Annotated in this window: 25 protein-coding genes; 18 read left to right on the plus strand and 7 right to left on the minus strand. The window is 58.6% G+C overall.

What is annotated here, in order from left to right:
• Positions 1-175 precede the first annotated feature (175 nt).
• Together MnOB_RS11140 and MnOB_RS11145 are read left to right on the plus strand one after the other, a co-directional pair.
• Complete coding sequence (locus tag MnOB_RS11140) at positions 176-925, plus strand: phytanoyl-CoA dioxygenase family protein (RefSeq protein WP_371579398.1); 750 nt, start codon at positions 176-178, stop codon at positions 923-925.
• 498 nt (positions 926-1,423) lie between these two features.
• On the plus strand, positions 1,424-1,894 hold the full coding sequence (locus MnOB_RS11145) for an LEA/WHy family protein (protein ID WP_077524290.1): 471 nt from the start codon (positions 1,424-1,426) through the stop codon (positions 1,892-1,894).
• Positions 1,895-1,897: 3 nt separating this feature from the next.
• On the opposite strand, the gene cysC is transcribed toward MnOB_RS11145, so the two are convergent.
• Both cysC and MnOB_RS11155 read right to left on the minus strand, forming a co-directional pair.
• Positions 1,898-2,479 carry an adenylyl-sulfate kinase gene (gene cysC / locus MnOB_RS11150; RefSeq protein ID WP_077524291.1) on the minus strand — a complete coding sequence of 194 codons (582 nt, stop codon included), beginning with the start codon at positions 2,477-2,479 and terminating at the stop codon, positions 1,898-1,900.
• The gene (locus MnOB_RS11155) at positions 2,472-3,176 is read right to left on the minus strand and encodes a sulfotransferase family 2 domain-containing protein (protein WP_077524292.1); all 705 of its coding nucleotides are present in this window, start codon (positions 3,174-3,176) and stop codon (positions 2,472-2,474) included. The genes cysC and MnOB_RS11155 overlap by 8 nt, the downstream gene beginning before the upstream one ends.
• 199 nt (positions 3,177-3,375) lie before the next feature.
• Between MnOB_RS11155 and MnOB_RS11160 the strand changes: the two genes are divergently transcribed.
• Positions 3,376-3,714: a zinc ribbon domain-containing protein YjdM gene (locus MnOB_RS11160; RefSeq protein ID WP_077524293.1), complete on the plus strand. Its 339-nt coding sequence runs from the start codon at positions 3,376-3,378 to the stop codon at positions 3,712-3,714.
• Positions 3,715-3,818: 104 nt separating this feature from the next.
• Here the strand turns inward: MnOB_RS11160 and MnOB_RS11165 are convergent, their stop codons facing one another.
• Together MnOB_RS11165 and MnOB_RS11170 are read right to left on the minus strand one after the other, a co-directional pair.
• A complete protein-coding gene (locus MnOB_RS11165) occupies positions 3,819-4,226 on the minus strand; it encodes a type II toxin-antitoxin system HicB family antitoxin (RefSeq protein ID WP_077524294.1) in 408 nt (135 codons plus the stop codon).
• Between the two features lie 32 nt (positions 4,227-4,258).
• Entirely contained in the window at positions 4,259-4,441 is a 183-nt protein-coding gene (locus MnOB_RS11170; RefSeq protein ID WP_077524295.1) for a type II toxin-antitoxin system HicA family toxin, read from the minus strand.
• Positions 4,442-4,572: 131 nt separating this feature from the next.
• On the opposite strand from MnOB_RS11170, the gene MnOB_RS11175 reads away from it, so the two are divergent.
• Positions 4,573-5,388, plus strand: coding sequence for an NYN domain-containing protein (locus tag MnOB_RS11175; RefSeq protein ID WP_077524296.1), 816 nt, complete (start codon positions 4,573-4,575; stop codon positions 5,386-5,388).
• 158 nt (positions 5,389-5,546) lie between these two features.
• Here the strand turns inward: MnOB_RS11175 and MnOB_RS11180 are convergent, their stop codons facing one another.
• The 3 genes from MnOB_RS11180 to aptA all read right to left on the minus strand — a co-directional run bounded on the left by MnOB_RS11180 (position 5,547) and on the right by aptA (position 8,786).
• On the minus strand, positions 5,547-7,043 hold the full coding sequence (locus tag MnOB_RS11180; protein ID WP_077524297.1) for a CoA-acylating methylmalonate-semialdehyde dehydrogenase: 1,497 nt from the start codon (positions 7,041-7,043) through the stop codon (positions 5,547-5,549).
• A gap of 109 nt (positions 7,044-7,152) precedes the next feature.
• The gene (locus tag MnOB_RS11185; RefSeq protein ID WP_077524298.1) at positions 7,153-7,440 is read right to left on the minus strand and encodes a cupin domain-containing protein; all 288 of its coding nucleotides are present in this window, start codon (positions 7,438-7,440) and stop codon (positions 7,153-7,155) included.
• Positions 7,440-8,786: an omega-aminotransferase AptA gene (gene aptA, locus MnOB_RS11190; protein WP_077524299.1), complete on the minus strand. Its 1,347-nt coding sequence runs from the start codon at positions 8,784-8,786 to the stop codon at positions 7,440-7,442. Before aptA ends, MnOB_RS11185 begins: the two co-directional genes overlap by 1 nt.
• A 120-nt stretch (positions 8,787-8,906) precedes the next feature.
• Here aptA and MnOB_RS11195 point away from each other — a divergent pair, with 120 nt between their 5' ends.
• The 14 genes from MnOB_RS11195 to MnOB_RS11255 all read left to right on the plus strand — a co-directional run bounded on the left by MnOB_RS11195 (position 8,907) and on the right by MnOB_RS11255 (position 25,355).
• Positions 8,907-9,827 carry a LysR family transcriptional regulator gene (locus MnOB_RS11195; RefSeq protein ID WP_077524300.1) on the plus strand — a complete coding sequence of 307 codons (921 nt, stop codon included), beginning with the start codon at positions 8,907-8,909 and terminating at the stop codon, positions 9,825-9,827.
• A 262-nt stretch (positions 9,828-10,089) separates the two neighbouring features.
• Positions 10,090-10,758 (plus strand): TetR/AcrR family transcriptional regulator, encoded by a 669-nt coding sequence (locus MnOB_RS11200; RefSeq protein WP_077524301.1) that lies wholly within the window; start codon positions 10,090-10,092, stop codon positions 10,756-10,758.
• Positions 10,758-11,342, plus strand: a complete 585-nt coding sequence (locus MnOB_RS11205) for an IMPACT family protein (RefSeq protein ID WP_077524302.1) — start codon at positions 10,758-10,760, stop codon at positions 11,340-11,342. The genes MnOB_RS11200 and MnOB_RS11205 overlap by 1 nt, the downstream gene beginning before the upstream one ends.
• A 409-nt stretch (positions 11,343-11,751) precedes the next feature.
• A complete protein-coding gene (locus MnOB_RS11210) occupies positions 11,752-12,702 on the plus strand; it encodes an adenosine deaminase (protein WP_077524303.1) in 951 nt (316 codons plus the stop codon).
• Positions 12,703-13,003: 301 nt separating this feature from the next.
• Complete coding sequence (locus tag MnOB_RS11215; RefSeq protein WP_077524304.1) at positions 13,004-13,663, plus strand: serine protease family protein; 660 nt, start codon at positions 13,004-13,006, stop codon at positions 13,661-13,663.
• Positions 13,664-13,889: 226 nt separating this feature from the next.
• Positions 13,890-14,324 (plus strand): low molecular weight protein-tyrosine-phosphatase, encoded by a 435-nt coding sequence (locus tag MnOB_RS11220; protein ID WP_077524305.1) that lies wholly within the window; start codon positions 13,890-13,892, stop codon positions 14,322-14,324.
• 24 nt (positions 14,325-14,348) lie between these two features.
• Positions 14,349-16,595 carry a polysaccharide biosynthesis tyrosine autokinase gene (locus MnOB_RS11225; protein ID WP_077524306.1) on the plus strand — a complete coding sequence of 749 codons (2,247 nt, stop codon included), beginning with the start codon at positions 14,349-14,351 and terminating at the stop codon, positions 16,593-16,595.
• 92 nt (positions 16,596-16,687) lie between these two features.
• Complete coding sequence (gene rfaH / locus MnOB_RS11230; RefSeq protein WP_077524307.1) at positions 16,688-17,194, plus strand: transcription/translation regulatory transformer protein RfaH; 507 nt, start codon at positions 16,688-16,690, stop codon at positions 17,192-17,194.
• A gap of 780 nt (positions 17,195-17,974) precedes the next feature.
• A complete protein-coding gene (locus tag MnOB_RS11235; protein ID WP_234358234.1) occupies positions 17,975-19,366 on the plus strand; it encodes an undecaprenyl-phosphate glucose phosphotransferase in 1,392 nt (463 codons plus the stop codon).
• A gap of 189 nt (positions 19,367-19,555) precedes the next feature.
• The gene (locus MnOB_RS11240; protein ID WP_077524308.1) at positions 19,556-21,124 is read left to right on the plus strand and encodes an MBL fold metallo-hydrolase RNA specificity domain-containing protein; all 1,569 of its coding nucleotides are present in this window, start codon (positions 19,556-19,558) and stop codon (positions 21,122-21,124) included.
• A 122-nt stretch (positions 21,125-21,246) separates the two neighbouring features.
• A complete protein-coding gene (locus tag MnOB_RS11245) occupies positions 21,247-21,705 on the plus strand; it encodes an adenylyltransferase/cytidyltransferase family protein (RefSeq protein ID WP_077524309.1) in 459 nt (152 codons plus the stop codon).
• Positions 21,706-21,726: 21 nt separating this feature from the next.
• Positions 21,727-22,902 (plus strand): CDP-glycerol glycerophosphotransferase family protein, encoded by a 1,176-nt coding sequence (locus MnOB_RS11250; protein WP_077524310.1) that lies wholly within the window; start codon positions 21,727-21,729, stop codon positions 22,900-22,902.
• Positions 22,903-22,909: 7 nt separating this feature from the next.
• Positions 22,910-24,211, plus strand: a complete 1,302-nt coding sequence (locus MnOB_RS28815) for a lipopolysaccharide biosynthesis protein (RefSeq protein ID WP_158713794.1) — start codon at positions 22,910-22,912, stop codon at positions 24,209-24,211.
• A gap of 16 nt (positions 24,212-24,227) precedes the next feature.
• A complete protein-coding gene (locus MnOB_RS11255; RefSeq protein ID WP_077524311.1) occupies positions 24,228-25,355 on the plus strand; it encodes a glycosyltransferase in 1,128 nt (375 codons plus the stop codon).
• Positions 25,356-25,375 lie beyond the last annotated feature (20 nt).

Raw genomic sequence — 25,375 nt, forward strand, 5'->3', positions numbered from 1 at the left:
TGTCCCCCGACAGGCGTTACCCATGTATCCCGGCTGAACACTGCGCGCACCGCTGTTCCGTGCCGAACGGCTGGTGCGCGCGGCACACCCAACGATGGAGTCCCGGTTCCAATGGTGGACCGGTAAAGCGTGGTCCACCCTACAGGTAGCTCCACCCGCGAAAGAGGACATGCCCATGTCCACCGCCGAGCACCTCCACGCCCTGCACGAGCAGGGTTTCACCCTGCTTCCCGGTGTGCTCGAAGTCGCCGCCGTATCCTCGTTGCGCCAGTTGATGGACCAACTCCAGCCCATCCATTGGGATTACTGCGGCCTGGTGGACGACCACTTCAAATGCGTGTTCAACCGCGGGCCGGAATGGCTGCCGTATCTCGATCTGCCTGGGGTCATCGAACTGGCTGAAGCGGCACTCGGTGAAGACTGCCACCTGATCGGCATGACCGCCTGGCGCAATCACCCGGGTTTCATCGGTGGCGACCTGCATGTGGATCACCTGGCGATGGAACTGCCGGAAAGCCTGCTGGACGATCCGACCTTTGCGCTGCCGATGCAGATATGCACCGCGCATATCTACCTCGACGATATCGACGCCGACCTCTGTCCCACCCTGGTCATTCCTGGCAGCCACCGGGCCGGGCGCAAGCCCCGCGCTGGCGAAAGCGGTTGGCGCGGACAACCTGCCGAGGCCGTACTGTGCAAGGCCGGCGACGTACTGATATTCCGCAGCGAACTCTGGCACGCCGGCAGCCGCAATCGCACGACCGACCGCACGCGCTACCTGCTCCAGGTGCATTACGGCCGGCGCATGGTGGCGCAGAAGTTCTCGCCCTACCTCGCCTTCCACTTCAACCCTGAAGTGCTGGCCGCCTGCACGCCACGGCAGCGTCGCCTGCTGGGCGATCACGCAGCGGCCGAATACGACTGACGCCGAAAAACCGAGCAAGCGCTTCCAGCCCATCTCCCATGGGCCGCAGCGACATTTATCCCGAAGATATCCACAGAGCGACCCACAGTTTTTGTGGGCAATACATGACCTGCCACCAGGAACTTGCCTGACCTTGTGAGAGCGAATTCATTCGCGAACTTCAGAACCATCGCAACCCACTGCCCAAACGCCTCAAGATACCTGAGCAAAATCCAACCACCCTTCTGAAAGGCGCGCAATCCGGGCTCTTCAGCGATCCACCCCAAAGCTATCCACAACTTGCCCCACAGATTCCGTGGGTATCTGCGGCAGCCAGGCGAGCGGAGCGGGTTGCACCCCGGGTGCACAGGAAACGAGCAACCGGCTCCAACCCATCAGACACGGGCCCCGCAGCCATTCATCCAGAAGATATCCACAGCTCGCTCCACAGAAAATGTGGGCACGCCCGTACCGGCCTGATCTTTACTTCAAGGCACCACCTTACGCAGGAAGCACTTCATGCGCGCCACCGGCCTTGCTGCCCTGTTGTTCCACCTGCTGCTGCTCACAGGCTGCGCCGGCTTTGGTACGCGAGATCCGCTGCAGGTCGACCTGGCCGGCATGGAACCCATCCCCGGCGAGGGGCTGGAGGTGCGCTTCAATCTCAAACTCCGGGTGCAGAACCCCAACGAGGGCGCCATCCACTACAGCGGCGTGGCGCTGGAGATGGACCTCAACGACCTGCCCCTGGCCAGCGGCGTGAGCAGCCAGGGCGGCACGGTGGCTGGCTTCGGCGAGACGCTGATCGAAGTTCCGGTGACCATTTCCGCGTTCTCGGTGCTGCGCCAGGCCTGGACGCTCACCGGCGGCCATCCGGTCCAGAACGTGCCCTACGCCCTGCGCGGCAAACTGGGCGGCGGCTTCTGGGGAACCCGGCGCTTTACCGATGCCGGCGTGCTGAGCATTCCCGAGCCCATCGATACGCCCTGAGGCTCAATGGCTCAGCACGAACCCAAGCAGTTCGTGGATCGCCAGTGGTAGAGCGATCGCCTCGGTGTCCACTTCCCAATCGGCATCGAGGGGCGGCTCATAAGGGCTGTCCAGGCCGGTGAAGTTACGAATGCGCCCTTCCAGCGCCGCCCGGTACAGCCCCTTGGGGTCGCGGCGGGCGCAGGCGTCGAACGAGGTGCTGACGTAGACCGTGGAGAACTCCCCCGACGCGAACATCTGCCGCGCCGCCTCGCGATCGGCGCGGAAGGGCGAGATGGCGGACACGATCACCACCAGCCCCGCATCCACCATCAGGCGCGCCACCTCGGCGATGCGCCGGACGTTCTCGCGGCGATCCTCTGCCGACATGCCGAGATCCCGGCACAGGCCGCCGCGCACGTTGTCGCCGTCCAGCACATAGGTGTGCAGGCCACGGGCGTTGAGCTCCACTTCCAGCGCATTGGCCAAGGTGGACTTGCCCGAGCCGGACAGGCCGGTCAGCCAGATGCAGCGCGGCCGCTGATGTTTGATCGATGCCCTGGCCCACACCGGCAGGGCCAGTTCGTATGGAACGGCGTCACTCATAACCTAGCCACTCGTAGTCACGTTCATAGGCCCGGCGCACCAGCCGTCGCGTGCGCGCCGAACAGAACTCCCGCACTGGCACCGCCTGGCGCTGCAGCGTCGGATTCACATGGGGCAACGGCGCAACTATGTCGAAACGCTGACAAAGCGATGCGAAATCCCGATCCAGGCTTTCCTGCCGGCCAATGAAATCCATCGCCAGGTTGCCCAGCGAGTCCACCAGGAAATCCGTCTGCGGTGTGAAGTGCACCTGCTTGCGGACGTTGTCCACATGCAGCCAGCGGCTGACGAACTCATCGAAGTCCCGGTAGCGGCAAACCATCTGTTGCGCCGGTAGCTCACGCATGCGCAGCTTGTTGTTGCGCAGGTAGCTGTAGGCGGAATAGGCCCGTTCCAGCGGGTCGCGCACGAAGGTGAACTTGAACGCCTGCGCGTAGTGCTCGGGGAACTGTTGTTCGTACCAGTAGAGCGGCACATGCCCCGGCCGCCAGTTGCCGAACAGCGCCGAACTGACACTGCTGCCGGCGCACTTCGGCACATGGATGAAGAGACAACCGTTGAGGCTGAATTGCGGCGGCAACCCGAGCCTGGCCGACATCGACCTGTTCACCACCTGACGATCCATCGCGCTCAGGCGACTCAGCAGAAAACTGCGCTGCTCCCTGGGAATCAGCTTCCAGAACACACGTTGCAGCATGGCACCCTCGATGCGGGCCCAGCCCGCGAATAATCCGAGCGGGCAGACTAGCAGCCGCGTTTCCTGAAAAGATTTGGACATGGTCAAGTCGGTAAAGCATCCGATACATCTGACATACGAAATCGTAGAAACGGGCAAAAGCGATGGCAAAACCCTATACAATCCATGGTTTTTCGTGACACCGAAGTCGAGGTAAACCGTGAGCACCCTGCCGCCCTGCCCCAAATGCAACTCCGAATACACCTACGAAGACGGCGCAATGCTGATCTGCCCGGAGTGCGCCCATGAGTGGTCCGCCGAAGCCGGCGCCGAAGCAAGCGACGACAAGGTGATCAAGGATTCCGTCGGCAACGTCCTGCAGGACGGCGACACCATCACCGTGATCAAGGACCTCAAGGTCAAAGGCTCGTCCCTGGTGGTGAAGGTCGGCACCAAGGTGAAGAACATCCGCCTCGTCGACGGCGACCACGACATCGACTGCAAGATCGATGGCATCGGTGCGATGAAGCTGAAGTCGGAGTTCGTGCGGAAGGTGTGAGCCTTTCCGCTCGCCACAAAAAAGCCCGGCAGATGCCGGGCTTTTTTTGTGTTTCGTAGGTTGGCGCAGAGCGCAGCGAAGCCCAACAAAATGTCCTCGCCCCCTCAGGACTCCTGCAATACCCGTAACGCCGCTGCCGCCAGAAACCCCGAGCGGCTCTTCTGCTCAGGATGGCTGCGCACATACTCATCGATGCGATTGAGCAGATAGCCCGGCAGGGTGATGTTCAGCTTCTCCGCCTTGCCCATGTAGCGGGTCACGTCGATATCCACCAGCGCCCAGGTACAGCCAGCGAAGTCCGGATTGGCCGCATGGAAGGTCACCTTCCTCGCCACCGGAATCGGTGCGCCCTCCTCCGCCAGAATCTCCAGATGACCCTCGATGGCTTCACGCGCCATGGCCATCGCATCGTCCAGGTCGTCCCCTGCGGAGAAGCAGCCAGGCAAGTCAGGAACCTCCACACCCCAGGCGTGGCCGTCATCACCGGGAAGGATTGCGATCGGGTAAAGCATGGCGTGGCTCCTCCGGAGTGGATGCGACTGGCTCACTTGAGTCCGGCCTGTTTGAGAATGCTCGCCACCGTCCGGGCCAGCAGGTCTTTCTTCGGATGCGGGATCGTCACCAGTCCCGGCTTCGTCGGGTGCTTGAAGTGATGGTGACTGCCTCGGGTTCTGACCAGAAACCATCCATCGGCTTCGATCAGTTCCATGAGTTGTCGACTGTTCACGTCCGGTCCTTGGCGTGGATTTGGTGGTTATAGTAACCACCAAACAGCAAACCGCAATTCCTCCGTCCGATGGGTTGGCGCTGCTCAATGACTTCGCAGTATGTTCAGCCATCTCCCTTCAAGGATGAACCATGGCCAGCAAAGCCCACCCAACGCACCAACAGAAGCACCTCGCCGTGCTCATCGATGCCGACAACGCACAAGCGTCCATCATCGAAGGCCTTTTCGAAGAGATCGCCAAGTACGGCGTCGCCAGTGTCAAACGCATCTATGGCGACTGGACCGCACCGCAACTCGGCAGCTGGAAAAAGGTCCTACTCGACCACTCCATCCAACCCATCCAGCAGTTCGCCTATACCAAGGGCAAGAACGCCACCGACAGCTCACTGATCATCGACGCCATGGACCTGCTCTACACCCGGCGTTTCGATGGCTTCTGCCTGGTTTCCAGCGATAGCGATTTCACCCGTCTGGCCGCGCGCTTGAGAGAAGAAGGCCTGACCGTATACGGCTTCGGTGAAGAGAAGACCCCCAAGCCCTTCGTCTCCGCCTGCGACAAGTTCATCTATACGGAGATACTGCGCGCGGAGGTGCTGCCGGAGCCCGCTGCCAGCGGCGACAAACCACAGCCCGCAGCTCCAGCGCCAGCCGCCGAGCCAGCCAAATCGACTGACAAGCCTGCTCCGATCAAGCCGCAGAAGGTTCCCGTGGATGCGATCGCCACGGTGATCGACGGACTCGACGACGAAGACGGCTGGGCGCCGCTTGCGGCAGTTGGCTCCGATATCACCAAGATTCGAACCGACTTCGATCCACGCTTGTACGGCTTCAAGAAGCTGAGCGACCTGATCAAGGGAAACCCTCATCGCTTCGAACTCGAGGAGCGTGGAACCACCACGACCGGGGGAAAGGTGCTGTTCGTGCGCAATCGCAAGACCGGCAAATAGCCGCCCGCCCGGTATCGTTGGGCTTCGCATAGCTCAGCCACAACCTACATCCGTGCCTCTCTGATGGGGATCGCAGGCGGCGCTCCGCTGGAGCGACGCGATACCCATCAAACAAAAAAGCCCCGGCAATTGCCGGGGCTTTTTGTTCAACGGCTCACTCAGCCGTTGCTGGGGAACGCGAACTGCGCCGCCTCGTGGCTGGCGCGTTGCGGCCAGCGCTGGGTGATGGCCTTGCGGCGGGTGTAGAAGCGCACGCCGTCCGGGCCGTAGGCGTGCAGGTCGCCGAACAGCGAGCGCTTCCAGCCGCCGAAGCTGTGGTAGGCCACCGGTACCGGCAGCGGCACGTTGACGCCGACCATGCCCACTTCGATCTCGTCGCAGAACAGGCGGGCGGCTTCACCGTCGCGGGTGAAGATGCAGGTGCCGTTGCCGTATTCGTGGTCGTTGATCAGCTGCATGGCGTCTTCCAGGCTGCCGACGCGGACGATGCACAGCACCGGGCCGAAGATTTCTTCCTGGTAGATGCGCATGTCGGCTTTAACGTTGTCGAACAGGGTGCCGCCAACGAAGTAGCCATCTTCATGGCCGGCCACACGGTAGCCACGGCCATCCACCACCAGCTTGGCGCCGGCAGCGACGCCGTCGTCGATATAGCCGACCACCTTGTCGCGGGCAGCGGCGGTGACCAGCGGGCCCATGTCCAGGCCGCAGTTGGTGCCGGCGCCGATCTTCAGGCCTTTGATCTGCGGAACGATCTTGTCGACCAGGGCATCGGCGATCTGGTCGCCCACGCACACCGCCACGGAGATGGCCATGCAGCGCTCGCCGCAGGAACCGTAGGCGGCGCCCATCAGCGCGCTGACGGCGTTGTCGAGGTCGGCGTCGGGCATCAGCACGGCGTGGTTCTTGGCACCGCCGAGGGCCTGCACGCGCTTGCCGCGCTTGGTGCCTTCGGCATAGATGTACTCGGCGATCGGGGTCGAACCGACGAAGCTCAGGGCTTTGACTTCCGGGGCCTCGATCAGCGCGTCCACGGCTTCCTTGTCGCCGTTGACCACGTTCAGCACACCCTTGGGCAGGCCGGCCTGGTGGAACAGCTCGGCGATCAGCAGGGTGGAGCTCGGGTCACGCTCGGAGGGCTTGAGGATGAAGGTGTTGCCGCAGGCGATGGCCAGCGGGTACATCCACAGCGGCACCATGGCCGGGAAGTTGAACGGAGTGATGCCGGCGACCACGCCCAGCGGCTGGAAGTCGCTCCAGGCGTCGATGTTCGGGCCGACGTTGCGGGTGTATTCGCCCTTGAGGATTTCCGGGGCGGCGCAGGCGTACTCGACGTTCTCGATGCCGCGCTTCAGTTCACCGGCGGCGTCTTCCAGGGTCTTGCCATGCTCTTCGGCGATCAGTTTGGAGATGACTGCTTCGTTCTGCTCCAGCAGTTGCTTGAAGCGGAACAGCACCTGGGCGCGCTTGGCCGGCGGGGTGTTGCGCCAGGCCGGGAAGGCGGCCTTGGCGGCGTCGATGGCCTGCTGGATGGTGGCGCGGCTGGCCAGGCCGACCTTGCGGTGGGCTTCGCCGGTGGACGGGTTGAACACGTCCGCGGTGCGGCCTTGGTCGTCGATGCGTTCGCCGTTGATCAGGTGCGGGATGAGGCTCATGGGTGGGGTCTCTTGTAGGGCTTTTGTCTTGGTGGCGCCGGCAGGTCCGAGGGGCGGGTATTCCCCTCACCCCAGCCCTCTCCCAGAGGGAGAGGGGGTAGTCCGTGCGCTACTTCAATTCGGTTTCCACGAAGACGACTTCGTGGTCGCTGGCGTTGATCACGTTGTGTTCGACGCCCGCCTTGCGGAAGTAACTCTGGCCGGCCACCAGGGGGGCGTGCTTGTCGCCCTCCGGGGTTTCCAGCAGCAGGGTGCCGTTGGTCATCGGCACCACGACGTAGTCATAACCATGGCGGTGGCGACCGGTTTCGGCACCGGGGGCGAAGCGCCACTCGGTGACGATCACCTCGTCGTTATCCACCTGCACAGTGGGTACGGCCTGGGGACGCTGGCTCATCAGTTGACGCCCTGCAGGGCCTGGCCGACGGCGTCGAACAGGCGGTCCAGTTCTTCCGGCTTGGCGTTGAAGGTCGGTCCGAACTGCAGGGTGTCGCCACCGAAGCGTACGTAGAAACCGGCTTTCCACAGGGCCATGCCGGCCTCGAACGGACGGACGATGGCATCGCCGTCACGCGGGGCGATCTGCAGGGCACCGGCCAGGCCGCAGTTGCGGATGTCGATGACGTGCTTGGCACCCTTCAGGCCATGGATAGCTTTCTCGAAGTGCGGAGCCAGTTCGGCGGATTGCTGTACCAGGTTTTCCTTCTCCAGCAGGTCCAGGGCGGCCAGGCCGGCAGCGCAGGCGACCGGATGCGCGGAGTAGGTGTAGCCGTGGGTGAACTCGACGGCGTATTCGGGCGTCGCCTGGTTCATGAAGGTCTGGTAGATCTCGCGGCTGGCGATCACCGCGCCCATGGGGATGGCGCCGTTGGTGATTTGCTTGGCCACGTTCATCAGGTCCGGGGTCACGCCGAAGTATTCAGCGCCGGTCATGGTGCCCATGCGGCCGAAGGCGGTGATCACTTCGTCGAAGATCAGCAGGATGTTGTTCTGGTCGCAGATTTCGCGCAGACGCTGCAGATAGCCGGCCGGCGGCACGATCACGCCGGCAGAGCCGGACATCGGCTCGACGATCACCGCGGCGATGTTGGACGCGTCATGCAGCTCGATCAGTTTCAGCAGTTCGTTGGCCAGCTCCACGCCGCCGGTTTCGGCTGCGCCTTTGGTGAAGGCCATGCCCGGCTGCAGGGTGTGCGGCAGGTGGTCGACGTCCATCAGTTGGCCGAACATCTTGCGGTTGCCACCGATGCCGCCCAGGGCGGTGCCGGCGACGTTTACGCCGTGATAGCCACGGGCGCGGCCGATCAGCTTGGTCTTCTGCGGCTGGCCTTTCAGGCGCCAGTAGGCGCGGGCCATCTTGATGGAGGTGTCGGCGCACTCGGAACCGGAGCCGGTGAAGAACACGTGGTTCAGTTCGCCGGGGGTCAGGTTGGCGATCTTTTCGGCCAACTGGAAGGACAGCGGGTGGCCGTACTGGAAGCCCGGGGAGTAGTCGAGGGTGCCGAGCTGCTTGGCCACGGCTTCCTGGATTTCCTTGCGCGAGTGACCGGCACCGCAGGTCCACAGGCCAGAGAGGCTGTCATAAACGCGGCGGCCCTGGTCGTCGATCAGCCAGCTGCCTTCGGCGGCGACGATCAGACGCGGGTCGCGCTGGAAGTTGCGGTTGGCGGAAAACGGCATCCAGTGAGCGTCCAGCTTGAGCTGGCTGGCGAGAGGAAGCTGGGCGGTCTGCGGCATGTTCATGTGTGGCCTCGAAAGTGTCTTGTTCTGAGGAACGACGCGCTACTTGCTGCCGACATTGCCACGGGCATAAAGTCACGAAAATCCAACTTTACTTATCTTTAGATCAGAGGTTACTAAACCATGAGCAGCCGCCGCCCCGAGCCGCTGGCACAGGTCAGCGATTTCGACATCCGCCTGCTGCGCATCTTCCGCAGCGTGGTGGAATGCGGCGGTTTCTCCGCTGCCGAGAGCGTGCTGGGCATCGGTCGCTCGGCCATCAGCCAGCAGATGAGCGACCTGGAGCAACGCCTCGGCCTGCGCCTGTGCCAGCGTGGCCGCGCCGGCTTCGCGCTGACCGAGGAAGGCCGTGAGGTGTTCCAGTCGTCGATGCAGTTGCTGGCGGCGCTGGAAACCTTCCGCACCGAGGTCAATGGCCTGCACCAGCACCTGCGCGGCGAGCTGAACATCGGCCTCACCGACAACCTGGTGACCCTGCCGCACATGCGCATCACCAACGCCCTCGCCCGCCTCAAGACCCTCGGGCCGGATGTTCAGATCAACATCCGCATGACGCCGCCCAGCGAAGTGGAGCAAGGGGTGCTCGACGGGCGCTTGCATGTCGGCGTGGTACCGCAGACCGCCGCCCTCTCCGGCCTGGAATATCAGCCGCTGTACAGCGAGCGTTCGCTGCTCTACTGCGCCGTCGGCCACCCGCTGTTCTATGCCGACGACGCGCAACTGAGCGACGAGCGCCTGAACCAGCAGGACGCCATCGCTCCCACCTTCCGCCTGCCGGCAGAGATCCAGTCGCACTATCAGGTGCTCAACAGCACGGCCAGTGCCTCAGACCGCGAGGGCATGGCCTTCCTGATCCTCACCGGACGTTATATCGGCTACCTGCCGGACCACTACGCCACTTTCTGGGTGCAACAGGGGCGCCTGCGGGCGCTGAAACCGGCGAGCCGTTTCTATGACCTCTCGCTGGCCTCGGTGACCCGCAAGGGCCGGAGACCACACCTGGTGCTGGAAAGCTTCCTGGAAGCACTGGCCGCGACGACTTGACCGCTCCCACAACGAAAGCCTCCCGACTCTCGCTCTCACGTCTTGTAGGGTGGATGTCGCTTTTTACATCCACCAACGAGGCCAAGCGCGGCACCGATGGTGGGTCGGTGAAACGTGATCCACCCTGCGCTCAAGCCCCATTTCGGTGCAGTTCCGAAAAATCCATGGATAACCTGACCGGCGCAACAGTTTTGGCTTGTCGGACAGGCCAGGCTTGGGGTATCTGTGCAGTCGCCATTTACCTATAAGAATCAGGAAGCCTATGACCTCACTGGTGCCCGCCCACAGCCCGAATCCTTCCGCGAAACCCGTCGGACGCATCCGTCAGAAGAACGAAGAACTGATACTTGCGGCCGCCGAGGAAGAGTTCGCCCGCCACGGATTCAAAGGCACCAGCATGAACACCATCGCCGTGCGCGCCGGGCTGCCCAAGGCCAACCTGCATTACTACTTCAGCAACAAGCTGGGGCTGTATATCGCGGTGTTGAGCAACCACCTGGAACTCTGGGACAGCACCTTCAACGCCCTCACCGCCGAAGATGACCCGGCCGAGGCGCTGGCCCGCTACATCCGCGCCAAGATGGAGTTCTCCCGACGTCACCCGCTGGCCTCGAAGATCTTCGCCATGGAGATCATCAGCGGCGGGGGCTGCCTGGCCGAGCACTTCGATCAGGACTACCGCACCTGGTTCAAGGGCCGCGCAGGCGTGTTCGAAGCCTGGATCGCCGCCGGCAAGATGGACCCGGTGGACCCGGTCAACCTGATCTTCCTGCTCTGGGGCAGCACCCAGCACTACGCCGACTTCAACACCCAGATCTGCCGCGTCACCGGCCGCAAGCGCATGACCAAGGAAGACTTCGAAGCGGCCACGCAGAATCTCATCCAGATCATCCTCAAGGGCTGCGGCCTGAAACCACCCGCGGCCGCCTGATGCCCTATACGCTGTCCGCTCCCGCCGAGTACCGCGAGGAGATCAAGAAGAGCCGCTTCATCGCCCACGCCACCCCAGTGGCCAGCGTCGAGGAGGCCCAGGCCTTCATCGCACGCCTGTCCGAGCCCGGCGCATCCCATAACTGCTGGGCCTGGAAGCTGGGCAACCAGTACCGTTTCAGCGACGACGGCGAACCCGGCGGCACCGCCGGCCGCCCCATCCTCGCCGCCATCGAAGGTCAGGATTGCGACCAGGTGGCAGTGCTGGTGATCCGCTATTACGGGGGCATCCAGCTCGGAACCGGTGGCCTCGCCCGCGCCTATGGCGGCAGCGCCGCCAAATGCCTGCAGGGCGGCCAGCGTGTGGAACTGGTGGCGCGCAGCCGCATCAGCTGTCACCCAGGCTTTGCCGAACTGCCGCTATTGAAGGCGCGCCTCGCCGACTTCGAAGCGCTGGTGGAAAGTGAAAGCTTCGATGCCGAAGGCGCGGAACTGGTGCTTGCGCTCCCCGAAAGCCAGATCACCAGGCTGGAGCAGGTCCTGCGAGATATCAGCCGGGGCCGGTTGGAAGTAAGACGGCTCTGACCCCATCGAATACCACCCACATTTTCTGTGGAGCCCTCTGTGGATAACTCGTGGGCTTTTGCCTGGAACGCCGCAGCGGCGCGGCTTAGCGAGAACTGTTCGCTTTTTGCCCAGTAGCCGACTTATCCCCTGCCCCAAACATAAGCATCTGATTTGCTGTGCATTCCTCCGCGCACCAACGCAGCGCAGCAAGTGCTCGGCAGGTCCGACCTTGTCCACGCCCAACGGGGAAAAGACTGTGGATAAGCTTGGGAGTATCCGCCGCAGCCCAGGGCTGGTGAGCCTTTCGGAAGACTGATCAAAAAACGAACAGAGCCAAACAGACGAAGAGTGCCCGTCCCTGGCGAATGTATCTGCCTAAACAACAGGTAAACTTTCCGCCATCCCTGCCTGATGAAGAGAATCCACCATGTACGAATGGCTGAATGCCCTGCCCAAGGCTGAATTGCACTTGCACCTGGAGGGTTCGCTGGAGCCCGAACTGCTGTTCGCCCTGGCCGAACGCAACAAGGTCGCGCTGCCCTGGGCCGATGTGGAAACCCTGCGCAAGGCGTATGCCTTCAATAACCTGCAGGAGTTCCTCGACCTCTATTACGCCGGTGCCGACGTGTTGCGCACCGAGCAGGATTTCTACGACCTCACCTGGGCCTACCTGCAACGCTGCAAGGCGCAGAACGTGATCCACACCGAGCCCTTCTTCGACCCGCAGACCCACACTGACCGGGGCATTCCCTTCGAGGTGGTGCTATCCGGCATCCGCCAGGCCCTGGACGACGGCCGCGAGCAACTGGGCATCAGCTCCGGGCTGATCCTCAGCTTCCTGCGCCACCTCTCTGAAGACGAGGCGCAGAAAACCCTCGACCAGGCGCTGCCGTTCCGCGACGCCTTCATCGCCGTCGGCCTGGACAGCTCGGAAAAGGGGCATCCGCCAAGCAAGTTCCAGCGCGTGTTCGACCGCGCCCGCGCCGAAGGCTTCCTCACCGTCGCCCACGCCGGCGAGGAAGGCCCGCCGGAGTACATCTGGGAAGCCCTGGACCTGCTCAAGATCGAGCGCATCGATCACGGTGTACGCGCCATCGAGGACGAGCGACTGATGCAGCGCATCATCGACGAGCAGATTCCGCTCACCGTCTGCCCGCTGTCCAACATCAAGCTTTGCGTGTTCGACCACATGCGCCAGCACAACATCCTCGACATGCTGGAGCGCGGTGTGAAGGTGACGGTGAACTCCGACGACCCGGCGTACTTCGGCGGCTACGTGACGGAGAACTTCGCCGCCCTGCACAAGCACCTCGGCATGACCGAGGACCAAGCGAAGCGCCTGGCGCAGAACAGCCTGGATGCGCGACTGATCAAATAAGGCAGCGCCCGCTGCGGGCTGAATTGGTACCCGAGAAAAAGGTCGACCTCTTCTGCTCGATATTGATCGTAGAGTGCGCTGTGTCCTCAGCTAAAGGCGCACCCTACCGTTGAAGTGGGGGGGCTGTAATCCGCTCGCGCCGATTTTGTTACCACTGGCGCCCCTAGGCCGCGAGAGCCGCCACCGAACTTCCCCCACCCACTACCCTTTTCAATAACGCGCCAGCCCCCTTCCGGGTCAACGCGGGAAAGTCGTACAGCCAGGGTCGGCTACCCATTCATACGAATGTCGGTGACCGACAATGAGCATGATCAAGGCCTGTCTGCTGCTAGGAGCCTTGTGTGCAGGATGCAACGGCGTAGTGAAACCGGAGTTCGCCAGCTCCACGACCAACAACTACTTTCCCGTTTTCTCGGGTTTCCCCCTGCCCTACTTCTATATGGCGTCCGCAGTGCAGTGGAACGAGGATTACGCCGTCACCACGGCCCACACGCCTCTCATACCCTACGAGAAGTTTCGCTGTAGCACGGGCTGCGATCTGGTCTTCTTCCGCCACAAGGCCAAAACCAGAATCCCTTCCTGGCGGGCCGCACAACCAGGCGAACGCATCACCAGTACCGGTGCAAGCCCTTACCTGGTCGCTGCCAGCGGGCAGGGCAAGGTTTACCCCGCCCCCTTCATCAACACTGACGAAGACAGCGGAGAGCTCTATGCCATCCACGATGCGCCCATCGCCAAGGGCATGTCGGGCGGTCCCGTGGTCGCCGGTGACGGCAGTGTGGTGGGTATCAACATGGGGATTTACTCGGTCACCCTGAACGATCTCAGCTACCACCCCGGCGTGAAAGACGCACAGCGCATCAGCGTATTCATTCCCTACTCGGTCATCCTGCGGGAATGGACGCTGCTGCATGCGAAGCTGACGTCCACAGATAGGCGAAGCGCTTCCATCAACGAGTGATCCGGCAGGGGTCGGTCGCCATTCACCGAGAACCCGTCTGCGCAGAAAGCGACCAAGTAGTATTGACCCAGCCCCACCTGCCCCCTACAGTGCACCCCCCCTCTATCCCCCCTGGAAGTTGCGCAACTTTCAGGGATGCCGTACCGGGACGCTGGAATGGAATCCACCTTCCGCCTTCACAGCACACCTGCGGCTTACTACCGATTTCGCAACCTGTGCTGATCCTATGTTCAAGAACATCCTGGTCGTTTGCGTCGGCAACATCTGCCGCAGTCCGACTGCCGAAGCCCTGCTCAAATCAAAGCTCGCCCCACGCGGTATCAACGTCGGCTCCGCGGGCATCCATGCCCTCGCCGGCAAACCCATGGACAGCACCGCCCTCGAAGTGCTACGCGAGCATGGTGGCGATCACCCCGACCACCAGGGGCGCCAGCTGAGCCGCGAAATGCTGCACCAGTACGACCTGGTGCTGACCATGGAGCAAGGCCATATCCAGCGCATCGTGCAGATGGCCCCCGAAGCCCGTGGCAAGACCTTCCTCCTCGGCAAATGGCAGGGCAATCAGGATATTCCGGACCCCTATCGCCAGCAGAAGCCGGCCTTCGAACATGTCTACCAGCTGATGGCGCAAGGCGTCGAAAGCTGGTCGCAGAAAATCTAAAGAACTTCTGAAGAAGCGCGCACCATGACGACCCAGAACAACCTGCACGTGCAGGACACCCGCGACGACGAAGACGAAATCGACCTGCTCGGGCTGCTCGGCACCCTGCTGGACAGCAAGTGGATCATTGTCGGCATCACAGCCTTCTTCACCGTAATGGGTGTTGCCTATGCCGTACTGACTCCACCGGTGTACCAGGCCAATGCACTGGTGCAAGTCGAGGAGAAAAAGGGTGGCATGGCCGCGCTGACCGGCATGTCGGAAATGACCGAAATGTTTGGCGGCACTTCCGCTGCAGTCACCGAAATCGAGCTGCTGAAATCTCGTGCAGTGCTGGGTCAGGCAGTCGCGAATCTCAAGCTCGACATCATCGTCGAGCCTAACTACTTCCCGCTGTTCGGCCAGTTCCTGGCGCGCCGCTTCCAACCTGCCAGCGAGCATGAAGTGGCAGAGCCCCTCTTCGGCCTCAGCAGCTTCGCCTGGGGTGGTGAGACGCTGGATGTATTCCAGCTAGAGGTACCGGCTGTGTACCTGGGCAAGGGCCTGACCCTGCGCGCCGACGGCAATGGTGCCTTCACCCTGCTCAACGACGACGATGAAGTGCTGCTGACCGGCAATGTCGGCGAGCAACTGGAGCAAGACGGCTTCAAGGTGCAGATCGCCCAGCTGGACGCCAATCCTGGCAGCCTGTTCAGCGTCACCAAGCAGCGCCGCCTGACCACCATCCTGCAGTATCAGGAAGACCTCGGCGCAGGCGAGCGTGGTAAGGAGTCCGGCATCATCGGCCTCTCGCTGGAAAGCGAGGACCCGGCCCATGCCACCCAGGTGCTGGATGAAGTCAGCCGCCTGTATGTGCTGCAGAACGTACAGCGCAACTCGGCCGAGGCCGCCCAGAGCCTGGAATTTCTCCAGGGCCAGTTGCCGGAAGTGCGCAAGCAACTGGAAAAGGCCGAAGCCCAGCTCAATGCCTACCAGACCAGCGCCCGCTCGGTGGACATCACCATCGAGACAAAGGCGGTACTGGACCAGATCGTTTCCCTGGAAACCCTGATTTCCGAGCAGAAGCTCAAGCGCGCCGAGATGGAGCGCCGCTTTACCCGCCAGCACCCCAGCTATCAGGCGCTGATCACCCAGATGGGCCAGCTTGAGCAGCAGAAGCGCGACCTGCAGAAAAAGGTGGAGAACCTGCCGGAAACCCAGCAGGAGCTGCTGCGCCTGAGCCGCGACATGCAGGTCACCACCGAGATCTACACCCAGTTGCTGAACAAGTCCCAGGAGTTGGACATCGTCCGCGCAGGGACCGTAGGCAACGTGCGCATCATCGACGCGGCCGACGCCAACGTCGAAAAACCGGTTAAACCGAAGAAGGCCTTGATCGTACTGATCGCCACCCTGCTCGGCGGTCTGATCGCCGTGAGCTATGTGCTGGTGCGCAAGGCCCTCAACCGTGGAGTGGAAGACCCGGACGTGATCGAGCAGATGGGCCTGCCGGTGTATGCCTCCATCCCGCACAGCAAGGAGCAGGCCGCCCACGAGCTGAGCTTCAAGAGCAAGGCCAAAGGCAATGCCAGCACAGGCTCCCTGCTGCTGGCGGTGACCAACCCGGCCGATCTCGCCGTGGAATCCCTGCGCAGCCTGCGTACCAGCCTGCACTTCGCCACCCTGGAGGCGAAGAACAACATCCTGATGATCTCCGGCCCCAGCCCCTCGGTAGGTAAATCCTTCGTCTCCAGCAACCTGGCCGCCATCATCGCGCAGGCTGGGCAGAAGGTCCTGCTGGTCGACGCAGACATGCGCAAGGGCTACATCCACAAGATGTTCCAGCAGGAAGCGGAAAACGGCCTGTCGGAGCTGCTGACCGCGCGGATCAACCTCGACCAGGCCGCCTATGCCTCGGAAGTGGAAAACCTGCACGTGATCACCCGTGGCCAGATCCCGCCGAACCCGTCGGAACTGCTGATGCATGCCAACTTCACCCAATTCCTGGAACAGGCAAGCAGCCGTTACGACCTGGTAATCATCGACACCCCGCCCATCCTCGCGGTAACCGATGCCGCACTGGTAGGCCGCCAGGCCGGCACCAGCCTGATCGTGACGCGCTTCGGCATGAACGCCGCGAAGGAAATCCTGCTCACCAAGCGCCGCTTCGAGCAGAACGGCATCAGCCTCAAGGGCGCCATCTTCAATGCCGTGGAACGCAAGGCTTCGGCCTACGGCTATTACGGCAATTACGCCTACTATCAGTACGAGTACAAATCGGACAACGCATAAGCCTCCCTGCACCGCCCTTTCCCACCCAGGGAGAGGGCTTGTAGAGAGCAAGTCCGGTCGCCAGGCACAGACCGACAACTGAGGTGCCCCGCATGGCAGGTAAGCCTGCACCACCGCGCTGGTACCTGATCCAGTGCAAGCCAAAGCAGGACGCTAGGGCAGAAGAACACTTGGTACGCCAAGCCTTCCGGTGCTATCGCCCAACCCACTGCGTCACGCGCCTGCGTGGCGGCCAAAAGCGGGAGAGCGTCGAGTCGCTGTTCCCCGGCTACCTGTTCATCCAACTCGACCAGATCAACGACAACTGGCACCCCATTCGCTCGACTCGTGGCGTCAGCCAGCTGGTGTGCTTCGGTGACCAGCCAGTTGCCATCGCCGACGAGCTGATCGAGCAATTGCAGCAACGCCTGGCCTCCCCACAACCGCAAGAGCCATGCCTGAGCCCTGGCGACCGCATTCGCCTGAAAAGCGCCTGCCTGCAGGAGATGGAAGCCATCTTCCTGGCCAGGGATGGAACAGAGCGCGTACTCATCCTCCTGCAACTTCTGCAGCGCGAACACACACTCAGCGTCCCGCGAAACAGCGTCGATAAGCTTTAGTTCCTGCCGCCCGTCGAATTAGCCACCACGAGCATTCCCCTCCTTCAGAATTTCCGTGCAATTTCCAGTATCTGAAGCATGGCCTCAGAAGCCGCAGCCCAGAGCAGGCTTGCTCCTACCGAGTCATCAGGCTGTTCGGACACATTTCGAAACGACAGGCAAGTCAGAATTCACTTTGCGACGAGCGGTCCAAGGTGATGAGCTTCACAATCCTGCGTGAATACGTAAAATGCGGCGTCGGAAATATTCCGATTCAGGAAGTAGGCAGATTGCTTATAAGCAGTTCAAGCCCTCAGGGACGACACCCCCTCCTGTAAAAGCGCAAGCCAGCACAGACTCGGCACACGCGCTTACAACCACGCCAGACTACTGCCGCTTCGGGCCCTGCCCGAGGCCAGCCATCGCTTATAGCGATCGTTCTCGGGGAATCAACGATTAACCCTGGGGCGGTAGCGTGCCAAAAGCACGATCGGGCAAAACCGACCCCCCGGTAAACAGGGCAGGGGCCACAAGCCCCGAGGAATCCAGACAGCCTCTGGATCATCAAGGAAGACACAGCGGAATCCGCAGGACAGTAGCCCATGGCCCGCCGCAGGAACGCAGGCGAGCTTCCCGACCGTAGCATTACCATCAGGACAGGTTTCAATCGTGCCCAATCACTTTGAGGCAGCCCCTGCAAAGGCCAAGGGCCATGCCACGCATCGCGCCAGCACAGGCGTGTTCGAGCGTGCCGCCAAGGTTCACCGTGGCGCCAACAGCGCACGCACCAGCCATATCAACCTGATCGGCAAGCGTGAAAATCCCGTACCGGAAGGCCGTGGCCTGACGTTCTGGGGCCAATGGGCCGCCGCAATGGGCATGCTGACCTTGCTGCTCTGCGCGCTGGCCGTGGGTAAGACGGGGGAGTTCGAAACCCAGTACCGCATCCTTGCCCTTTTCACCCTGCTGGGCTCCGTGCCGGCCTATTCGCTGCTGCGGGTGTACCACAAGCATCATGGCTATCTGGTGGGTGCAGGCAGGCTGCTGGCAGGCTGGCTAGTATTGCTTTCCGGCCTGACGGTCATGGCCTTCCTGACCAAGACCAGCGAACTCTTCTCGCGAGAGGTCATCATCATCTGGGCCTGCTCCGGCTACGTCATCCAGGCCTGCCTGTTCCTGCCGCTGCACGCCTTCTCCCGCCGCTATCACAACAAGCTTCAGTCCGCGCGCACATCACTCATCATCGGCACCGGCGACCTTGCCCAGGAGCTGGCCGACAAACTGGTGCGCAAGCGCAGTGAGCCCCTGGTGGGCCTGGTGGCCGCCGACGACCATCCTCACCCGGACGATGGCCTGTACCCCCTCATCGGCAACCTCAGTCATCTGCGCGAGCTGATTTGCGAACACCGGATCCGCCGGCTCTATATCGCCCTGCCCGTCTCCGCCGCCGAGCAAATCGAAGGCCTCTACATCGACCTGCTCGATGCCAACGTCGACGTGGTATGGATCCCGGACCTGCAGAGCCTGAAGCTGCTCAATCATTCGGTGTCCGATATCGACGGCCTGGCGGCGATCAACCTCAATGAAAGCCCACTCACCAGCTACCCCACTGCCGCACTGACAAAAGCCGCGCTGGACCGCAGTGTCGCCCTGCTGGCCATACTGCTGCTAAGCCCGCTGTTGCTGGGCACAGCGCTGGCGGTAAAGCTCTCTTCCCCGGGCCCTGCCCTGTTCAAGCAGAAGCGCCATGGCTGGAACGGCAAGGTAATCAAGGTGTGGAAGTTCCGCTCCATGCGTATGCATGCCGATACGCAAGTCAAGCAGGCCACCCGTGAAGACCCACGCATTACCCGCGTGGGCCGCTTCATTCGCCGCACCTCAATCGACGAACTGCCGCAGCTGTTCAACGTCCTGCAAGGTCGCATGTCCCTCGTGGGCCCGCGCCCCCATGCCGTTGCCCACAACGACTACTACACCGGCAAGATCGACGCCTACATGGCCCGACACCGCATCAAGCCCGGCATTACCGGCCTGGCGCAAATCAGCGGCTGCCGTGGCGAGACCGAGACGCTGGACAAGATGGCAAGACGCGTGGAACTGGACCTGGCCTACATCAACAACTGGTCGATCTGGCTGGATATCAAGATCCTGATCAAAACGCCGTTCACCCTGCTCGGCAAAGATATCTACTAAATCAGGCCCGGCGCCCCCGCTCCGCTTTCGTAGGAGCGAGCTTGCTCGCGAAGCTCTTTCTATCGCGTCACGCAACGCCCAGCTCTTTGTAGGATCGAGCTCGCTCGCGAAGCTCTTCCTATATCGCCTCACGCAACACCCGCTCCAGGACGGAGCGGCTACAGCTCGACCGAAAAGGACTAATGCCCCATGCGCTACCCAGACATCCATCATCACGGTGCCGTAACCGGCGTAACCGGTTCGTGCCATCAGTTACTAATGGACGAACAACACAGCCTGCTGGTGGATTGCGGCCTGTTCCAGGGCGCCGAAACCTCTGCCGAAGGCCGGGCAAGCGCAAACAACCTCGATATCGATTTCGACATCAGCACCCTCAGGGCGCTGCTGCTCACCCACGTACACATGGACCATGTCGGTCGGCTGCCTTACCTGCTCGCCGCTGGCTACAAAGGCCCGATTATCTGCAGCCAGCCTTCCGCGCAGCTGCTTCCGCTGGTACTGGAGGACGCCTTCCAGTTCACCTTCGGGCGCGACCGGGAGCAACTGCAGAAGTACCTCAAACTGATACAGCAACGCGTAATGCCGCTTCCCTTCCGCACCTGGCACAGCCTGATCGACACCCCCGACCTGCAAGCGCGTATCCGCCTGCAGCGGGCAGGTCATATCCTGGGTTCGGCCTACATCGAGTGCGATGTGCGCTATCCCAAGCGTGGCGAACAGAAGCGCGTTGTATTCTCCGGCGACCTGGGTGCTACCCATACGCCTCTGCTGCCGGCGCCAAAATCACCCTGGAAGGCCGACATCCTGGTGCTTGAAAGCACCTACGGCGACCGCCTTCATGAAGACCGCCGCACACGCAAAATGCGCCTCAAAGCCATCGTCGAACAGGCCCTGGCCGACAACGGCACCGTACTGATCCCCGCCTTCAGCATCGGCCGCACCCAGGAACTGCTCTACGAACTCGAAGACATCATCCACCACGCAAACTTACTCCCCTCTCCCTCGGAGAGAGCTTCCTCCCCTCTCCCTCCGGGAGAGGGGCCGGGGGTGAGGGAAACCACCGGCAGCAAAAACACTCCGGAGGACAGCCCAGAACCCCACTGGCCCACCCTCCCCATCATCCTCGACTCCCCGCTGGCCACCCGCTTCACTCACGCCTACCGCGACCTCCAGCACTTCTGGGACGCCGAAGCGCAAAAGCGCATCAAAGTCGGGCGCAAACCACTGGGCTTCGAACAACTGTTGACGATTGAGAGCCACGACACCCACCTGCGCATGGTGCGTCACCTCACTAGCACCGCCCGCCCCGCCATCGTGATTGCGGGTAACGGCATGTGCAGCGGAGGCCGAATCGTCAACTACCTGAAAGCCATGCTGGGCGACAAACGCCACAACGTGCTGTTCGTGGGTTACCAGGCAAACGGCACACCCGGCCAACTGATCCAGAAGCACGGCACTAAAGGGGGTTATGTCGACCTCGATGGAGAACGCTTCGATATCCATGCCGGCATTCACACCGTGGGCGGCTACTCCGCCCATGCGGACCAGAAAGGGCTGGTGAACTTCGTGACTCGCATGCGGCATTGGCCGAGTGAGATTCGGTTGGTCCACGGAGAGACACCCGCTAAAGAAGCACTAAGCCAACAACTCAAGACTCGCTACCGGCAGCGCAACGCCACTGCAAACATATGCACCCCAAGGGGGGGGACAGCCTACCGGGACTCTTTAGAGCAATTGACGGGACAGGAAGTTAGTTAATTTTCCAGAATCAATAAAACCATGCAACTCACCGCCACATGCCAAAATAACTTTAACTCAATAAAAAAGCTTGAAAAGCAATCACAACCCCGCATCATATCAAAGAAATACTTTAAATCTCCATGAAAAAGATTATCACCTACGGAACATTTGATCTTTTCCACACCGGGCATCTCAAACTTCTCCAACGACTCAAAAACCTTGGAGACCATCTAACTGTCGCAGTCTCAACTGACGAATTCAATGCGTCAAAAGGAAAGAAAACAATTATAAAATTTGAAGACAGAATTAAAATCGTCAGCAATATAAAATGTGTGGACGCAGTAATAGCCGAAGACTCCTGGGACCAAAAAGAAGCAGACATCATATCAAACAATATTTCCGTATTTGGCATGGGCAGCGATTGGGAAGGGAAATTTGACGACTTAAATAAGTACTGCAAAGTAGTATACCTGCCACGCACCGAAGGAATATCCAGCACCGAAATCAAGAAATCCCTACACCCTATAGACAAAGTAAATATAAATGAGCTCAAGCGCGCCCTTGACATAATGTCGTCTATAGTCGAACAACTAGATTAACCAACACCCCGACCAAACCCCATGAAAAAAAATATTACCAGCGCAGTATCCACTATCTACAAGCTGGTCTCACCATTAGTAAAGAGAAAAGCGAAGAAAATCTCATTCTTCAGCTTTCCTGATGCCTCAGACAACAGTTGGCACCTTTATCGCCACATGGCCAAGAGGCTGGAAGGCCATCATTTTGTCTGGCTTACAAACGAACCTCCCTCTACAAAGCTCAAAAATAAGATAAACCTAGTAAGCAAAAAAAATAGCAACAAAGTCACCATAGCAAAAAAAAACTCCCTATTGGGAATCTACCACTTCGCTACATCCAAGCACACATTCCACACCCACGGGACATATTCATTTATTAGAAAAAAATCCGACACAACTTTAATAAATCTATGGCACGGAATGCCGTTAAAAAATATAGGACTGCTAGATAACAAATCACCTGATGATATTTGTTACTCCGACATTCTTGTAAGCACGTCACCACTCTTCTCGAAAATTTTGAGCGCGGCCTTTGGTGTTTCAAGTGAAAAAATATTCCATTTAGGACTTCCAAGAAATGACGTACTCGCCGCATCAGCAAACACTGACAGGAAATTGATCGCCGAGAAATTTTCGTTCTGGGAAGGAAATAAATTTGTAGCGTGGCTACCGACTTATAGAAAGTCAGTTATCGGAGATATTCGACAAGATTCAAAAACCAGCAGCTTCCTTGACGAGTGGGAACCTCGCATCCTTGACGAAATAAACCAATTAGCCAAGGCGAGAGAAATCCACCTAATTATAAAACTCCACCCAATGGACAGCCTAAACAGAGAGTTTGAGTACGAAAAATTCAGCAACATCCATATATTCACGTCAAACAGTTGGGAGGACCTCAACCTCGACCTATACGATTTTCTCTCTGTTTCATCTGGCCTAATATCTGACATTTCCTCCGTACTGATAGACTACCAACTAACCAATCGCCCCATAGGAATAACCGTCAATTCCATCACCGAATACAAAAGAGGAATTATTGAAGAGCTAAATTTTGAAGAAAACTTCAAATCATTCAAAATATCAAAAATAGATGATTTTGATATTTTCTTTCAAGCATGCAAATCAGACATAAATTTCGAGCAAGGAAGCGTGAATTATAACAAGCCAATCGGCAGCTCGGCCTGCGACTCGATAACCACCCTACTTTCTATTAGCTGATCCAAAAATGGCGAACCCAGCCCCAACTTCGACTAGAGCCGGCGAATTCTTTATTAAGGTAAGGGGATTTTCAAAGTCGCTTTCAATAAGCCTAGCAAATCAAATCATCAGTAGCGCTTCTAACTTCGGAATCCTGCTCTATCTACTTAGAGAACTGGAAAAACTTGAGTTTGGTACCTACAGCTTAGGATTTGCCACAATCCTTCTTATATCCGGATGTACCGTTTCCCTTTTTTCCGTTCCTCTTGCTATCAACCTACCAAGGCTACCGGTAGACCAGAGAAAAGCTTATACCTTAAATCAATTAGTGATCTCCGGAGCTATCGGAGGACTAATAGTTTTGATCGGACTAGCAGCTAGTTGGACCCTCGAAGCATACCTCCCTGCTACTGAAATCTATTTAGCAGTCGCCCTTTCTTCTGCCTTTTACGGATTACGTGACCTGCTATCGCGCTTAGCATTTTCGGAAAGAAAAGAAAGTGTAGTTTTAACAAGTACGACGATTAGCTCCGTTACTATTTTTCTTGGTTTCTTCCTCACAAATATACTGAACCAAAGGCTTACGGACGAGACCTCTCTTTTAATATACGCCGCCAGCCAATTTACTGGGCTCCTAACAACCTATTTACTCCTAAAGCTTCCAAAAATTAGCAGCATCACAACAGCAGGATTAAAAGACTCATTCATCCGCTCTTGGGGTGGTGGCAAGTGGAACTTAATGACAAACATCACCTATAACCTCAGGACCCAGGCACACAATTTTATTTCAGCCCCCATCTTAGGATTTGTCGCCTTAGCAGAGATTAATGCTGCCAGGACATTCGTAACGCCTGCAATCCTGCTTATTCCTCCACTGTCTCAAATAGTCACACCTCGACTTGCTCAGCTTCGAACTACTAACCCATCTCGTCTACTTAGAATATCCACCCTCACAACACTTACGCTACTAGCCATCTGCCTCATATACGCAGCAACTTTACTCCCACTACTTCCATGGGCACTTCCGATAATAACTGACGGCAAATATCCCGACATCGACAACCTCATTTTCTTGTGGTGCGCAAACACTATCTTACTCTCCGTACGAAATGGATTATCAATCACACTGGAAGTTACTGAGAACTTTAAAGAAATATTTAAATGCAACTTAATTTCTGCCGTTTTTGCGATAATTGCTAGCACCACTCTGAGCTTGCACCTCGGCGGAGAAGGAGCATTGATCGCACTGATATCAACCGAACTACTACTATGCATACTTCTCACAGCCACCTTAAAAAGACAGTCTCCAAGATTAAAACTTGGGATTTAACCGAGACGAGAAATAGATGCTGCGAGTTCTAATTTTCCACCCCGCACTGGCCCCATACAGGCTTGACTTATTCAATCGTCTATCCGAACTCTTTGAGCTTAAAATAATATTCTTACAGAAAAATTTAATAAGCCAATCATTTGACCAAAAAAAACTCACCGCAGAACTCAAAGCCGATTTCACCCATCTCACCAAAGGCTTCAGAATATTAAACAAAAATTTTAGGATCGGAATCTCTTCAGAGATTGAAGAATTTAAACCAGACATTGTAATAACACCCGAATTTTCTCCAACTACGATAATCACAGCACTGCGCAAAGCTACCCATAAAAACTTCAAGCACGTCGTTTGGACGGATGACAATCCAAACTTTATAAAACGCGAATCGAGATCCAGAAGAATCATACGATCAATAGTTTCCCCGCTGTCAGACGGACTAGTTCTTACGTCATTGGATGCAGCATCCATTTACAGGCAATCAGAGATACCAACCGCAATTGTTCCGATACTACAAGAAGAACTAAAATTTAGAGCCTGCCTAGCCGCTGCTAAAAGTGACGCCATCGAGCTAGCCAAAAGCCATACTCTTTACAATAAAAAAATACTACTTTATGTGGGAAGGCTTTCCCCTGAAAAAAGAGCAGATCGAGTAATTACTTATTTCTCAGAGCTCTCTGAGCTTCGTGACGATATTATCTTGGTGATTGTTGGTGATGGCCCCGATACGGACAACTTAAAAGAGCTCGCTACGGCCCTTAATGTACAATCAAAAGTAATATTTACAGGGAGAAAGGAGGGGAAAGAGCTACTTTGCTGGTACGTTCTAGGTAGCGTTTTTATTCTCCTCTCCGACTTTGAAGCTTTTGGCGCTGTAGTTAATGAAGCCCTAATCGCAGGACTCCCTGTTGTTTGCACACAAAATGCAGGGGCAAAAACTCTGATCCAAGAAGGCGTCAATGGATCAATAGTAAATCCAGACTCCCCTCAACAGACTATTTCAGCCATAAATTCGTGGATATCCAAGTGCCATACAATAGACCGAAATGGAATCCTTTCTGAAAAACCATCCATGATGACAACCAGTTTTAATGACGCCATTACCGCATATGCGACCCTTTTGAAAAAACTGTCAAGATCAACTTGATAATCTATTTATATAGCGAC

It is taken from the genome of Metapseudomonas resinovorans (assembly GCF_002003485.1).
In the GTDB taxonomy this organism is placed as follows: domain Bacteria; phylum Pseudomonadota; class Gammaproteobacteria; order Pseudomonadales; family Pseudomonadaceae; genus Metapseudomonas; species Metapseudomonas resinovorans_D.